Here is a 15,547-nt window from a genome sequence, read left to right on the forward strand (position 1 = left end):
GCCGACCCACACCTGAGCCGGCCCTCACCGTGCCACGGCCGCGCAGTACTCCTCGTCCGTGGCCAGCAGGTTGCGGTGCGTGTCCTCCGCCGTGACGGCCCCGTCGTCCAGGACCAGTACCCGGTCGGCCGCGTCCAGCAGCGCGGGGCTGCTGGTGATGACCAACGTCGTGCGCCCCCGGCGGAGTTCGGCGACCCGGCGGGCGATCAGCTGTTCGGTCACCGCGTCCACGGCGGTCGTCGGGTCGTGGAGGACGAGGACGTCCGTGTCGGCGGCCAACGCGCGGGCCAGGGACAGGCGTTGGCGCTGGCCGCCGGAGAGGTTGGCGCCCCGGTCGCGGACGGGGTAGTCCAGGCCCTCGCGGTGCAGGGCGACGACGTCGGTCAGGAGGGACGCCTCCACGGCCGCGTCGACGGTCGAACTCGTCCCGGAGGGATCGATGTTGGAGCGCAGCGTGCCGGCGAAGATCTCGCCGTCGTAGGGGTTCACGAGAATCTGGGAGCGGACCCCTACGACGGAGAGGGAGTCGAGCGCGGAGCCGTCCACGCGGATCTCCCCCTCGTACGCGGACGGCGGCACGCGCACGGCGAGGAGGGCGGCCAAGTCGGCGGCGGCGCGGGGCTGGTAGGGGGCGACGGCGACGAACTCACCTGCTTTGACCTGGAACTTGAGGTCGCGCAGGGCGCCGTAACGGACGCAGTCGATCTCCAGGTCGCCGCCCGGCGAGGGGGTTTCGGTGCCTGCTGTCATCAGCGGCGGCGCGGCGAGGACGAGGGACATCCGGGCGGCGGAGGCCCGCGCGATCATCACGTACTTCGGCATCTCGGAGAACAGTTTCAGCGGCTCCATGATGAACTGCGCGAGCCCGACGGCCATCACCAGCTCACCGATGCTGATGCGCCCCTCGAAGGCGAGCCACCCGGCGGTGAGGGTGACGGCCGCCGCGAGAACGGCGTTGAGGGCGAGGGCCGTTCCGGCGTAGACGCCGTTCACGCGGGCGACGGTCACCGCCTGCTGGCGGGCCTCGGCGCTGACCTCGCGGTAGGAGCCGAACGCGGCGTGGTTGCCGCCGAAGCCGTGCAGCGGACGCAGGCCGGTGATGAGGTCGGCGACCTTCGCCCCGGCCCGCGCGACCCGCGCCTGCTGCTCCTGCGTGCTGGACCCGATCCGCTTGGACATGACGCTCAGCACACTGAGGATCGCGGCGGACCCGGCGATGACGAGCAGCCCGAGCCTCAGGTCCGCGAGCCCGAGGGCGACGGCGGCGACGAGGAGGGAGACGAGGGAGCTGATGAGGAGGGGGACGACCTCGATGATGTCGGCGGTCTGGTCGGCGTCCTCGGTCGCGATGGTGAGGATCTCACCGGACTTGAGGTCGACGTCGCGGGCGACGGGCTGGAGCCCGCGACCTGCGACCTCGACGCGCCAGCGGTGCGCCTCGGTCGTGTTGGCCTTCTGCAGGATCCGCATGCCGAACCGCCACGACAGCGACACGGTCGTGATGATGACGGCCAACGCCCCGATGGACAGGGCGAGTCGGCCGAGGCTCCGGTCCTGCATCGTGTGTTCCACGATGAGGCCGAGCGCGATGGGGAAGGCGGTCTCCCCGGCCTGGTAGAGGCCCATGAGGAGGGTGCCGGCGGCCATCGCGCCCACGTTGCGGCGCAGCGCGGTGCGCAGGATGTCGGCCCCGGGTCGGGGCTTCACGGTCTCAGGAGTTGTCATCGAGGTGGTGGGCAATCGCTTCGGGGGTGCGCAGGGTGAACAGGTCGCGGATGGTGATCACGGGTCCGAACTCGCGGCGGAGCAGCCCGATCAGCCGCACCGCCAGCATCGAGTGTCCCCCGAGGGAGACGAAGTCGCTCACCGCGCTCACCTCGTCGTCGTCCAGGTCCAGTGCTTCGGCGAAGAACTCGCAGACCAGGGTCTCGGTCTCGGTCTCGGGTCCGCGTTCCCCCGCCGTGGTCAGCGCGCCCAGCGGCCGGGCCTCGGGCAGCGCCTTCGTGTCAGCCTTCCCGTTGACGGTCAGCGGGATGCCGTCCACCTGCGCGTAGTGCGTGGGGCGCAGGAAGTCCGGGAGCCCGGCGCCGACTTCGGCGGCGACGTCGGCCAACTCGGCGCCGTCCAGGACGAGATACGCGGCGAGCCGGTGGGCGCCGTCGACCTGCGGGTCGGGCTGGGCGACGGCGGCGGCGAACCGGACGGCGGGGTGCGCGGCGAACACGGCCTCCACCTCGCCGAGTTCGACGCGGTGGCCCCGGATCTTGACCTGCTGGTCGGTGCGGCCGAGGTACATGAGGTTGCCGTCGGGGCGGCGCACCACCAGGTCCCCGGTGCGGTACATGCGTTCGCCGGGCGCCCCGAACGGGCAGGCCACGAACCGGTGCGCGGTCTGGCCCGGCTGCCCGAGGTAGCCGCGCGCGATGCCGACACCGGAGACGTACAGCTCCCCCGGCACGCCGTCCGGGAGGGGCCGCAGCCACGGGTCGAGGACGTACACGTCGGTGTTGTCGATGGCGACGCCCACGACCGGGTCGGCGCACTCGAAGGTGCCGACGCCGAGGGTGTTGATGGTGTACTCGGTCGGCCCGTACAGGTTGTAGCCGACCGTGCCGTCGGTCTCGGCGAGCCGCTGCCACAGCGTCGGCGTCACGGCCTCGCCGCCGAGCAGGACCAGCGGGGGCCGCCGGTCCGGGTCGTCCAACAGGCCCTCGGCGACGAGCTGCCCAGCGTAGGTCGGGGTGACGTTGATGACGTCGATCCCGAACTCCAGGCAGTACTCGACGAGTCGGGGCGCGTCGCGGCGCAGCTCCTCGTCGCAGATGTGCACCTCATGCCCGTCGGCGAGCCACAGCAGCTCCTCCCACGACATGTCGAACGCGAAGGACACGGTGTGCGCGATCCGGAACACCCGGTGCCCGTGCTCGGCCAACACCGGTTCGAAGATGCGGCGTTGGTGGTTGATGAGCATGTTCGTGAGACCCGCGTACTCGGTCACCACCCCCTTGGGCTTGCCGGTCGAGCCCGAGGTGTAGATCGTGTAGGCCGGGTGCCGCAGCCGGTTCGGGTCGTCCGGCGCGAACGTCACCAACGGTTCGGCGTCCGGCAACGGCCGGTCCAGCTCGACGAGTTCGGCGGTGAGCCCGGCCAGCCGGGGCGACACCGACGACACGGTCAGGATGACGTCGGGACGCGCGTCCTCGACGATCGCCGCGATCCGTTCGTCCGGGTGGTCCAGCTCCAGCGGCACGTAGGCCGCGCCGGCCCGCAGGACGGCGAACAGGGCGACGATCGAGTCCAGCGAACGCGGGATCGCGAGGCCGACGTTGGTCTCCGGGCCGATCCCGCGCCCGGCGAGGACGCCCGCCAACACGCGGCTGCGGTCGCGGAGTTCCGCGAAGGTGAGGGTCTTGCCGGCGGCGACGAGGGCGAGCCGGTCCGGGGTGCGGTCGGCGGCCTGGTCAAAGCGGTCGACGACCGTGTCCGTGGTGATGTCGGTCTTCTCGCCGGGCACCGGCTCGGCGCCGAGCCCCGGCAGGGCGCCGACGGGTCCGGTCGCGCGGGCCAGGTCGTCGAGGACGCGGAGATAGTCGTCCAGCAGCCGCCGCGCCTCGGCCGAACTCCCGTGCCGGTACTCCAGTTTGACGGTGAGGCGGTCGCCCGGGGTCACCACCCACGTGTACGGGTAGTGGGTCGAGTCGTCGGCCTTCACCTCGACGATGCCGTGGCGCGCGTTCATCTCGGCGAAGGCGTCCATGTCGAGGAAGTTCTGGAGGACGAACAGGCTGTCGAAGAGGGTGTCGTGGCCGCTGGCGCGCTGGATCTCGCCGAGCCCGAGGTGTTCGTGGTCCATGGCCGCGACCCTCGCCGCCTGCACGCCCTCCAGGTACTCCCGCACGGAGTCGGCGGGCCGGGCCCGCGTCCACATCGGGACGGTGTTGAGGAGGACGCCCACGACGTCGTCGAGCCCTTCGCCCTCGCGCCCGGACACGGTCACCCCGAACACGGCGTCGCCGCGCCCGGTGTGCGCCCCGAGCAGCAGCCCGAAGGCGCCGGTGAGGACGGAGTTGAGGGTGACGCCGTGCGCCTTGGCGGCCTCGCGCAGGAGGTCGGACTGATCGACGGACAGGCTGTGGACGAGACTTGGCGGCAGCTCCGCCGTCAGCTCGGGCGCGGGACCGGCGAGGAGTGTCGGTCCCGGCAGTTCGGCCAGCTGCTCGGCCCAGAACCGCTCGGAGACGGCCGTGTCGCGGGCGGCGAGATTCCGCGCGTACTCCTCGAAGCTGGGCGCGGGCGCCTCGGTCAGTTCGCCCGCGTAGGCGTCGAACAGGTCCCGCAGCACGATCTCGCGCGACCAGCCGTCCCACAGCAGCAGGTGGTAGCTGAGCAGCAACCCGTCACGCCCGTCAGGCAGTTGGACGACCGTCAGGCGGATCAGCGGCGGCTCCCCGGGGTCGAACCCGGCGTCGCGGTCGGCGGCGCGGAAGGCGTCCACCTCGGCCTCGGAGGCGAGGTGGACGGTCCGGACGTCGACGCGGCGGCCCGCCTTGAGGACCTGGACGGGGTTGCCGTCGTCGTCGGTGGTGAAGCCGGCGCCCACGACCGGGTGGCGGGCGATGACCTGGGCCATCGCGTCGGCCAGCTTCCCGGCGTGCAGGCGGCGTTCGAAGGTGAACCAGCTCTGCGCGACGTAGTGCCCGGCCTGCCCCACCAACTGGGCCTGGAAGAACAGGCCGCGCTGGAGCGGGGTGACGGGCGCGGTGCGCTCGGCGGTGGCGGAGGCGTCGGCGATGTGTTCCAGCGCCGTCAGCCAGTGTCCGGTGATCGCGTCCGGGACGCCCTCGGCGAGCGTGAACTCGGCGTGCAGGCTCCCGCCGTCGAGCCAGGCGTTGACCTCGACCGCGTACGGGCTGCCCTGCTCGCCGCCGGTGAGGTGCAGCGCCTGCGCCTCGCTGCCCCGGCCCAGGTAGTTGAACAGGATCTGCGGGCGGGCGGTGAGCAGCGGGGCCGTCTGCGGGTTGAGGTACCTGAGCTGCCCGTAGGCGACGTGACCGCGCTCGTCCGGCTGTCGTGCGGCGACCTCGCGGGCGGCGGCGACCGGGTCGGTGTGCGCGGTGAGGCGGACCGGGGCGATCGAGGTGAACCAGCCGACGGTGCGCGTGTAGTCGTGCTCTTCGAGGACGGGCACCCTGCCGTGCCGCTCCAACTCCACGGCCAGGTCGCCCGGTTGGTCCTGCACCGCCGTGAGCGCGACGCGCAGGGCGCCGACGAGGAGTTCGGTGAGGTCCACGCCGAGGGCGGCGGGGGCGGTCCGGGTGAGGCGGTCGGTGACGTCCGGGGCGAGGACGGCGGTCTCGGTGCGCGACGCGCCGGGTTCGGCGAGGAGTTCGGGCGCCTCCAGCGTGGTGATCCAGTGGCCGAGGGCCCCGGTGTCCTGCTGTGCCTGCGCGGCGAGCGCTTCGGCGTACGCGGCGTACGGGGTCGTCGGGGGCGCGAGTTCCTTGCCGTTCAGGGCCGTTGACAGGTCCTCCAGGAGGATCAGCCACGACACGGCGTCCACGGCGAGGTGGTGCACGACGGTCACCAGGGTGCGGGAGGCCGCCAGCCAGGCGAACGCGGCGACCCGTCCGGCCTCGGGGTCGAGCCGCCCGGCGAGGTCGTCCGCCGCCTCGGCGGCGCCCGACTCGGAGCGCACGACGACGAGTTCGGCGTCCGGCTCGGTCCTGAGCGTCCACACGCCGTGCTCGGTACCGAGCCGCAGCCGCAGCGCGGGGTGCGCGGCGACGACGGCCTTCGCCGCCCGTTCGGCGTCCGCGAACCCGGCGCCCGGGGGGACCGTGAGCGCGCGGGCCTGCGCGAACCGGGCGAGGGAGCCGCCGAGTTGACGCTGCCGGAGGATGACCGGCGTCGGGACGAGGGGCCCGTCCTCGGCCACGGCGGGCGCCGCCTGCTGCGGGGCGGCGGGGACGCTCACGCGTTCCGCCAGTGCACGCGGGGTCCGCAGCAGGAACACGTCACGGGGTGCGATGGCCAGCCCCAGCGCCCTCGCCCGGTTGATGACGGTGATGGCGACGATGCTGTCACCGCCCGCCCGGAAGAAGTCGGTGTCGGCGTCGACGGAGGCGCCGGGGAGGGTGTCGGCGAAGATGCGGACCAGGGCGTCGAGAGCGCCCCCGACGGCCGGCGCGGAACCACCAGCGCCCCCCGCGACACCCCCCTCCTCGGCCCCTTCCTCGGCCGCCCGCGCGACCAGCGCCTTCCGGTCCAGCTTCCCGTTCACCGTCAGCGGCAGCGCGGCCACGGCCAGGACCCGCCCCGGCACCATGTGCGCCGGCAGCTTCGCCGCGAGCCGTTCGCCCAGGTCGCCGGGGACGCGCCCCACGACGTGCGCGACGAGATGGTCCCCGCTGTCCGCGACGGTCACGGCGGCGTCGGTCACCCCGTCGACCTCCCGGACGGCGGCCTCCACCTCCCCCAACTCGATCCGGAACCCCTTGAGTTGGACCTGGTCGTCGGCCCGCCCGGCGAACTCCAGCTCCCCGCCGAGCGTGCGGCGCGCCAGGTCCCCGGTGTGGTACATCCGCGAGCCGTCCCCGGCGAACGGGTCGGCGACGAACCGTCCGGCGGTGAGACCGGGCCGCCCGAGGTAGCCGAGCGACACCTGGTCCCCGGCGACGTAGATGGCCCCCACCCGGCCCGGCGGCACCGGCTTCAGCCGGTCGTCGAGCAGATAGGTCACCAGCCCCGGGATCGGCCCGCCGATCGGGCTGACCTCGCTCGCGAAGTCCTCGTCCGTCAGCACCCGGTGGGTGACGTGGACGGTCGTCTCGGTGATCCCGTACATGTTGACCAGCTCGGGTGTGTCCGTGCCGTGCCGTTCGACCCAGCCCCGCAGCCGGACGGGGTCCAGCGCCTCGCCCCCGAAGACGATCCGGCGCAGGGCGGGCAGCGCCTCCCCGGACAGTCGGTCGGCCTCGGCGAACTGGTAGAAGGCGGACGGGGTCTGGTTCAGCACCGTCACGCCGCGCTCGCGCATCATGCGGTGGAAGTCGACCGGCGAGCGGGTGAGCCCGTACTCGGGGATCAGCAGTTCGGCGCCGTGCAGCAGCGCGCCCCACAGCTCCCAGACCGCGAAGTCGAAGGAGTAGGAGTGGAATTGGACCCACACGTCGTCGGGCCCGAACTCCATCGCGGGCTGCGTACGGGCGAGCAGGGTCACGACGGAGGAGTGCGGGACGACGACGCCCTTGGGCCGTCCGGTCGAGCCCGAGGTGTAGATGACGTACGCGGGGTCGTGCCAGCCGACCTCGAACGGCTCGACGTCCAGCGGGAGTTCGTCGCCCTGCACGAGGACGCGCGCGTCGACGCCGGTGCGGGCCAGCAGCGCGGTGAACCGGTCGCGGTGTTCGGCGTCCACGAGGACGACCTGCGGGGCGGAGTCGGTGAGGATGTGCTCCAGGCGCTCGTCCGGGTAGGCGAGGTCGAGCGGGACGTACGCGCCGCCCGCGCTGACGACCGCGACCAGCGCGACGACCTGTTCGACCGAGCGCGGCACGGCGACGGCGACGCGCTTGCCCGCGCCGACCCCGGCGGCGCGCAGGGCGCACACCAACTCGGTCTTGGCGTCGGCGAGTTCGCCGTAGGACAGGGAGCGGGTGGTGCCGTCGAGGGCGATCTGGGTGACGGCGGTGGCGTGCGGGTCGCGCCAGGCGGCGGTGTCGAAGCGGACGCTGAGCGGGGTCTGTTCGACGCTCGGCAGGGGCTCCTCGGACGAGCCGGAGACGGGCCCGTCGGGGTCGGTGAGGAGGCCGGTGAGGGTGCGGGTGAAGGTGTCCAGGACAGTGCGGGCGTCGCGCTCCCCCAACACCTCTGTGTCGTGGATGAGGTTGAAGCGGTCGCGTTCGACGACCAGGGTCAACGGGTAGTGCGGGGCGCCCTCGTTGACGATCCCGGTGACGGCGAGGGTGTCGCCGGGGCGGCGCAGGGCGGCGGTGTCGGTCGCTATGTCGAACACGACGAGCGTGTCGAAGAGGGCGCCCGCGCCGATCCTGGACAGGGAGACGTGCTGGTGCGCGAGGACCGCGCTCTGGTGCTCGCGGACCGCCGCCAGCAGTTCACCGGCGGTGGTGTCGGCGTCCCAACGGGCGCGTACGGGAATGGTGTTGATGAACAGGCCGACCATGTCCTCGATGCCGGGGACGTCGGCGTCGCGCCCGGAGACCGTGGAGCCGAAGACGACGTCCGTGGCGTGCAGGAGGCTGCCGAGGGTGACGCCCCAGGCGCTGTGCACGGCGACGCTGAGGGGCACGCCCGGTGTCTCGACGTCGGCGGGCGCGGACACCTCGGCGAACGCGTCGGAGGGCGTGTGGCCCTCGGCGACCAGTGAGGGGCCGGTGAAGCCGTCGAGTTCGGCGCGCCAGACGCGGTCGCTCTCGGCGGCGTCGCGTCCGGCGAGGGCGCGGACGTAGTCGGCGAAGCCGCCGATCGGGTAGACGCTGCCGGGCTGGTGGTACTCGGCGAGCAGGGCGCGCAGCATCGGCGGGACGGACCAGCCGTCGGCGATGATGTGGTGGACGGTCTGGACGAGCACCGTGCGGCCGGCGCCCGCGCGGACCAGGGTGTACCGCATCAACGGGCCCTGGGCCAGGTCGAATCCGGCCCGCCGGTCGCGTTCGGCGAGGTCGCCGAGTTCGGTGTCGGTGATGCCGGGGCGGTCCAGGACGGTGAACGGCGCCTGGACGCCGGACTCCAGGACGGCGACGACGCGGCCGTCGGCGAGGGCGGTGAAGCGGGCGGCGAGGTTGGGGTACAGGTCCAGGAGGCGGGTGGCCGCCGCCGCGAGGCGTTCGGCGTCCACCTCGCCCTCCAGGGTGAGGAGTTGCTGTTCCACGTAGGCGCCGGACGCGTCGTCGTCGAAGACGGAGTGGAAGTACAGGCCCTCCTGGAGCGGTGTCAGCGGCAGGATGTCCGTCAGGTGCGGGCCGTCGAAGGTGTCGACGTCGGCCTGGGTGAGGGGGACGAGGTCGAAGTCGCTGGGGGTGTGTCCGCCGGTGTCGAGGGCGGCGAGGCCGGTGAGGGCGGTGGTGAAGTAGGCGCCGAGGGTGGTGATGTCGTCGTCGGTGAAGACGCCCGAGGGCCAGGAGACGGTGGTGACGAGCTGGAACTCGCCGCTGCCCTGGGCGGGCTCGGCGATGGCGTTGAACTCCAGGGCGCGCGGCAGGCGCATCGCGGGGTCGCGCTTCTCGCCCAACTGGCCGGTGGCGCCCGCGAGTTCCCAGTCGCCGTCGGCGCCCGCGTCGAACCGGCCCAGGTAGTTGAAGAGGACCTGCGGGGCGGGGGCGGTGAAGCCGGCGCCGTGCAGGTGGCGCAGCACGCCGTAGGAGAGGCCGCCCGCCGGGACGCGGGCGAGGTCTTCCTTGACGGCCTTGAGGGCGGCCGTCAGATAGGCGGGGTCGGTGAGGTCGGGGGCGGTGCCGGGGTCGACGGTCACCGGGAAGAGGGTGGTGAACCAGCCGACCGTGCGCGAGAGTTCGGGCTCGAAGCCGGCCGAGTCCGCGACGAAGCGGGCCTCGCGGCCGTGGCCCTCCAGCTCGATGTGGGCGAACGTCTGGTCCTGGCCGAGGTCGCGGCGCAGCCGGGCGAGGGCGACGGCGAGGGCGGTGAGGAGGACGTCGTTGACGCCCGCGTGGAACTTCGCGGGCAGTTCACCGAGGAGCGCGGCGGTGGTCTCGGCGTCGGTGGTCAGGACGCGGACCTGTTCGCCGGCGACGGTGTCGTCCGCCGACAGGGCGCGCCTGCCGAGGAGTTGGTCCGGGCCGGGCAGCGGGCGCTCGTAGTGAGCGCGGTCGGCGTCGAACGCGGCGCGCTCCAGGAGCTGCGTCCAGCGCCTGAACGAGGTTCCCACGGGCGGGAGTTCGACGCTTACGCCGGTGCGGTACTGCTCCCAGGCGGTGGCCAGGTCCTCGCGCAGGACGCGCCAGGAGACGCCGTCGACGATCACGTGGTGGGCGACGAGGACGAGGTGGCGTGCCTCGGGGCGCCAGACCGCGCGCAGCATGACGCCGTCGTCGGGGTCGAGTCCCGCGGTGGCGAGGGCGACGCACTCCTCCAACGGGCGGTCGCTGGTCTCCCAGCCGATCGAGGCGCGGCGCGGCTGAGGCACGTCGAAGCCCCAACCGCCGTCCCGTACCAGGCGGGCGCGCAGCATGTCGTGGCGTTCGGCGAGCGCGGTGAGCGCCGCGTCGAGCGCGTCCTCGGTGAGGTCGGCGGGCGTGTTGAGGACGACGGACTGCACGAACCCGTCGACGGCGTCCGTCGTCTCGCCGAGCCAGCGCACGATGGGCGAGCCGGTGACGGTGCCCGTCGGGACGTCCGCGTGGTCCGTCGCGGAGACGTCCTCGCGGCTCGCGACGGCGGCGAGGGCGCCGATGACGCTGTGGGTGAAGATCTGGCGGGCGGTGACGTGCAGGCCCTGTTCGCGCAGGGCGCCGAGCAGGGAGATGGCGAGGATGCTGTCGCCGCCGAGCTGGAAGATGTCCTGGTTGACGCCGACCTCGTCGAGGCGCAGCACCTTCGCGACGGCCGCGCAGACGATCCGCTCGTTCTCGGTGGCCGGGGGCACGATGGTGCCGGTGCGGACCTCGGGTTCGGGCAGGGCGTTCCGGTCGAGCTTGCCGTTGGCGGTGAGCGGGAACGCCGTCATGACGACGATGTGCGCGGGCACCATGTACTCGACCATGTGCGCGCTCGCCCACGCCTTGACGTCGTCGGCGTGCAGGTCCTCGTGTCCGGCGGCGGGGATGACGTAGCCGACGAGGTAGGTGCCGCCGGCGGAGTTCTTCTTCGCGACGACGCACGTGTAGCGGACGGCGGGGTGTTCGGCGAGGCCGACCTCGACGTCCTCGATCTCCAGGCGCATGCCCCGGATCTTGATCTGGTTGTCGACGCGGCCCAGGAAGTCGAGCGAGCCGTCGGGGGCGAACCGGGCCAAGTCCCCTGTGCGGTACAGGCGGGAGCCGTCCGAGGCGAAGGGGTTGGCGACGAACCGGGACGCGGTCAGGCCGGGGGCGTTGACGTAGCCGCGCCCGAGCAGGAAGCCGCCTACGTAGAGTTCGCCGCCGACGCCGACCGGGACCGGCCGCAACTCGCTGTCCAGGACGTAGAGTTGCGTGTTCGGGTTGGCCTTGCCGATGGACGTCGTCAGGCGCCCGGCCTTGCCCCGGTAGATGACGTGGGAGACGCCGATGGTCGTCTCGGCGGGGCCGTAGCCGTGGTACATGGGGATGTCGAGCTTGGTGCGGAACCGCTCGTACAGCTCCGGGGTGAGGACTTCGCCGCCGCACCACACGTGCCGCAGGCTGTCCAGCTTCCCCGAGTCGCCCGCCATCTCCAGCAGGACGTCGAGCATGGACGACACCAAGTAGGTGAAGGTGACGCGCTGTTCGGCGATGACGCTCAGCAGGTGGTGCGGGTCGCGTTCGCCGCCGGGGCGCAGGACGACCAGGCGTCCACCGCTCACCAGGGGCAGGAAGATCTCGTTGATGGAGATGTCGAACGACAGCGGCGCCTTGAAGAGGGAGGCGTCGTCGTGGCCGAAGCGCAGGATCTCGTTCACCTGCCACAGCAGGCGTTCGCTGATCGCCTCGTGCCGGATCATCGCGCCCTTGGGGCGGCCGGTCGAGCCGGAGGTGAAGATGACGTACGCGAGGCCGTTGCCGGGGGCCGTGATCCCGGTCCCGCCGACCGGGTACGCGCTGTACGCCCACGCCCCCAAGTCGACGGCCACAGCGGAGGGTTCAGCATCGTCATGCTCGCCGGTCGCGTTGAGCTGGAGCACAGCGCGCGCGTCCTCGATGACGACCGCCCGGCGCGCCGCCGGCCACTGCGGGTCGAGGGGGACGAACGCGCCGCCCGCCTGGAGCACCGCGAGCAGACCGATCACCATCTCGGCGGAGCGGCCCAGCGAGATGCCGACGACCTGTTCGTCCGTCAGGCCACGCTCGATCAGATGGTGCGCCAACTGACTGGACAGCTCGGCGGCTTGACGGTACGTCAGCGCGCGGTGCTCGTCGACGATCGCGATCTCGTCGGGCCGGGTGCGCGCCTGTTCCCGGAACAGCTCGACGATCGTCGGGCGGTCCCGGTCGGCCCGGTTGTCGTTCCACTCCGCGAGGGTCTTCAGCCGCGCGCCCACACTGGAGGGCGCGATGGTGCCGAGCGGACGGTCGGGGAAGTCGGCGAGGTCGTCCAGGGCGAGCTGGGCATCGGCGGGGTCGACACCGTCGGGGACGGGGACACCGTCCACGTCCCGCTCGCTATTGCCGGCCCACGCGAGGACGTCCGTGAACAGGGTCGCCGGCGTCAGCTCGATGCCCTCGGGACTGGCCCCGGTCGCCCAGAACTCCAGCCCGATCGCACACGCTTCACGAATCGCCCGGTCGGAGTGGTCACCCCCGGTCCGCCGCCGCACACCGGCCAGCCGCTCGGGAGAAAGCCGTACAAATCGAGGAGTGGATTCCAGCATCGAAGACTCCGCGTCCCTTTCAAGTGATGAACGTCGGCTTCACGGTGGGGGGTTGGGCCCTGAAAGATTCAGCTGCCGGGAAAGCTTCAGCTGCCTTCTCGCCACGCTCGCCACAGGCGTGCGTATCGCCCGCCCAGCGCCACGAGTTCGTCATGCGTGCCCTGTTCGACGACCTGCCCGGCGTCCAGGACCGCGATCCGGTCCGCCGACATCGCCTGCGTCAGCCGGTGCGCCACGAACAACGTCGTCCGCCCGGCGCACGCCGCCAGCACAGCCCGCTCAAGCTCAGCGGCCCCCTCACTGCCCGCCTCAGCCGTGGACTCGTCCAGCACGACGACCGGCGTACGGGCCAACACCAGCCGCGCGAGGGCGAGTTGCGCGACCTTGGTGACGTCGAGCCGTTCGCCGCCTTCGCCGACCGGCGTGGAAAGCCCGTCGGGGAGGGCGGACGCCCACTCCCACGCCCCCACCGTCCGCAGCGCGTCGGCGAGTTCGGCGTCGGACGCGGTGGGCGCGGCGAGCCGGAGGTCGTCGGAGAGGGGCCCGGAGAAGACGTGGCTCTCCTGGGTGAGGATGCTCACCAGCGCTCGGGCCCCCGCCTCGTCGAGCGAGGCGAGGTCGGTCCCGCCGATCCGCACGGACCCGGCGTCGGGCCGTCCGATCCCGGCGATGAGCGCGGCCAGCGTCGTCTTCCCGGCCCCGGTCGCCCCGACGAGCGCGAGCGACCCCCCGGCGGGGATGGTGAGGTCGACGTCCCGCAGGACGGGCTGTTCGGTGCCGGGGTAGCTGAAGGTCAGCCCCTCGACGCGCACCCCGTGGGAGCCGCCGGCGCCGGGTGCCGCGTCCCCGACGAGCCGCCCTTCGCTGCCCTCCCCGATCACGCCGACGAGCCGGGTGAGGCTGGCGCCGGACTTCTGGGCCTCGTCGAAGGTGAACATGATCGCGCCGAGCGGCGTGAACAGGCGGTGGAAGAGCAGGGGTGCGGCGGAGACCTGGCCGAGGGTGGCGGCGTCGTTCTCCAGGAGGGCGTAGCCGACGAGCAGGATCAGGGTGAGCCCGATGAACTCGGCGCGGTTCTCACGTCCGACGAACCGTCCGAAGAACCGGAAGACCTCGATGCCGTAGTTCCGCACCCGCCAGGACTCGGCGTCGACCTTCTCGCGGAAGGTGTCTTCGAGCCGGTAGGCGCGGACGGTGTCGATGCCGTCGAGTCCGCTGATGAGGGCCTGCGCGCGGTCGGCCTGCGCGGCGCGCTGTTTGCGGTAGAGGGGCGCCGAGCGCGGCAGGTACCAGCGCAGCGCGAACGCGTACGCGGGCAGCGCGCCGGCGCCGGCGAGGCCGAGGCGCCAGTCGAGGCCGAACATGCCGGCGGTGGCGATGGTGACGAGGACGCCGGCGGAGAAGACGGTGGGGATGGCGGTGCGGATGCCCCGGGAGATGACGGCGACGTCGTCGCCGACCCGGGACAGGACGTCGCCGCGGCCGACCTGTTCGACGCGGGCGCTCGGCATGCCGAGGACCGCGCGGACGGCGCCCTCGCGGAGTTTCGCGAGGAGGTCGGCGCCGAGGCGGCCGATGAGGTAGGTGGAGGCGGCGGTGGCCACCGCGCCGAGGAGGGCGGCGGCCACCATGGCGATGCCGGTGCTGACGAGGACGGAGCGGCCCTCGCCCCCGACGATCCCGTCGACCACACGGCCGAGCAGGAGCACCGGGAGGACTTGGAGGGCGGCCCCGGCCACCGTGGTGAGCACGGTGGCCGCGGTCAGTCCGGGGACCTCACGGCAGTGCGCGACGACCCAGCGGGTGGCCTCGCGGCCGGTCGCCGTGCGCAGCACCGCCGGGGCGGGGCGCGTGGCGGTGCTCACGCCGGCGTCGGGCATTACTGGCTGACCGCCTTGACGAGTTCGTCGATCGCGTACGGCATCGAGGCGAGGGTGGCCTGCGAGGTGGCGGCGCCGATGGCCGGGCCCTCGCTGTCGAGGAGGTAGGTGACCTTGTTCTTCTTCACCGCGTCGAGGTTGCTGAAGAGTTGGAACTTCTTCAGGGCGTCGGTGTCGGCCTTGTCGTTGATGACGATGACGCGGTCGACGTTCACGAGGTCGACGCGCTCGGGGGAGAGCGCGGTGGAGAAGCTGCCGCCGGCGATCTTGTCGATCTCGGTCTGGTACTTGAAGCCCATGCCGGTCAGGAGCTGGCCGCGGACGTCGGTGGAGGTGAAGGGGTTGATGGCGTCCTTGTACCAGGACAGCGCGACGGCGGTCTGGTTCGCGAACTCGGGGTGGGCCTTCTTGGCGGCGGCGAGCTGGTCCTGGACGCCCTGGATCATCCGGGCGCCTTCCTTCTCCTTGCCGAGGGCCTTGGAGATCTGGAGGGCGTTGTCCTGCCAGGGGGCGCTGAAGGGTTCCTTCTCGGTCTTGGTGCGGCCGACCGTGGGCGCGATCTGGGAGAGCTTGTCGTAGCCGGCCTTGTCGATCTCGGAGTACACCGCGATGATCAGGTCCGGCCGCAGGGCGGCGATCTTCTCGTAATTGGGCCCTGAGTCACCGTTGTTCATGATGACCTCGGGCTTGGTGGCGCCCCACTTGTCCTTGACCCAGGGCCACTGGGTGTTGATGTCGGGGGACTTGCCGGCCGGGTTCGGGTACTGGTCGACCATGCCGACGGGCTTGGTGCCGAGCGCGAGGACGGTCTGGTCGTCGGTGTAGCCGACGGTGACGACGCGTTCGGGGGCCTTCTTGATGGTCGTCGAGCCGAAGAAGTGGTCGACGGTGACGGGGAAGGCGCCGGAGGCGGCGGCGCTGGGCGAGGTCTCGGTGCTCGCGTTGTCCGAGTCCGAGTCGCCGGATCCGCAGCCCGCGAGAAGGCCGACGCCGAGCGTCGCGGTGGCCAGGGTGGCCGCCAGCCGGCGCCAGGGCGTCTTGAGCGTCGTTCTGTGGAGGAGCATCCCGCAATCCCTTGCCTTCTCATTGTCCCGCGTGTGCGGCGCCTCGTTCAAAGGGCAGGCAAACCCTACCCAGAAAACTG

4 protein-coding genes are annotated in these 15,547 nt (G+C 72.3%); all 4 read right to left on the reverse strand.

Features of this window, described 5'->3' with window-relative positions; translation table 11 throughout:
- Nucleotides 1-24: 24 nt before the first annotated feature.
- Nucleotides 25-1,725, reverse strand: coding sequence for an ABC transporter ATP-binding protein (locus IAG44_RS04240; protein WP_187745784.1), 1,701 nt, complete (start codon nt 1,723-1,725; stop codon nt 25-27).
- The gene (locus IAG44_RS04245; protein WP_187745785.1) at nt 1,712-12,523 is read right to left on the reverse strand and encodes a non-ribosomal peptide synthetase; all 10,812 of its coding nucleotides are present in this window, start codon (nt 12,521-12,523) and stop codon (nt 1,712-1,714) included. Before IAG44_RS04245 ends, IAG44_RS04240 begins: the two co-directional genes overlap by 14 nt.
- 86 nt (nt 12,524-12,609) lie before the next feature.
- Nucleotides 12,610-14,403, reverse strand: a complete 1,794-nt coding sequence (locus tag IAG44_RS04250) for an ABC transporter ATP-binding protein (protein ID WP_187745786.1) — start codon at nt 14,401-14,403, stop codon at nt 12,610-12,612.
- A complete protein-coding gene (locus IAG44_RS04255; protein ID WP_187745787.1) occupies nt 14,403-15,467 on the reverse strand; it encodes an iron-siderophore ABC transporter substrate-binding protein in 1,065 nt (354 codons plus the stop codon). The genes IAG44_RS04250 and IAG44_RS04255 overlap by 1 nt, the downstream gene beginning before the upstream one ends.
- Nucleotides 15,468-15,547: the final 80 nt, after the last annotated feature.

The organism is Streptomyces roseirectus (assembly GCF_014489635.1).
In the GTDB taxonomy this organism is placed as follows: domain Bacteria; phylum Actinomycetota; class Actinomycetes; order Streptomycetales; family Streptomycetaceae; genus Streptomyces; species Streptomyces roseirectus.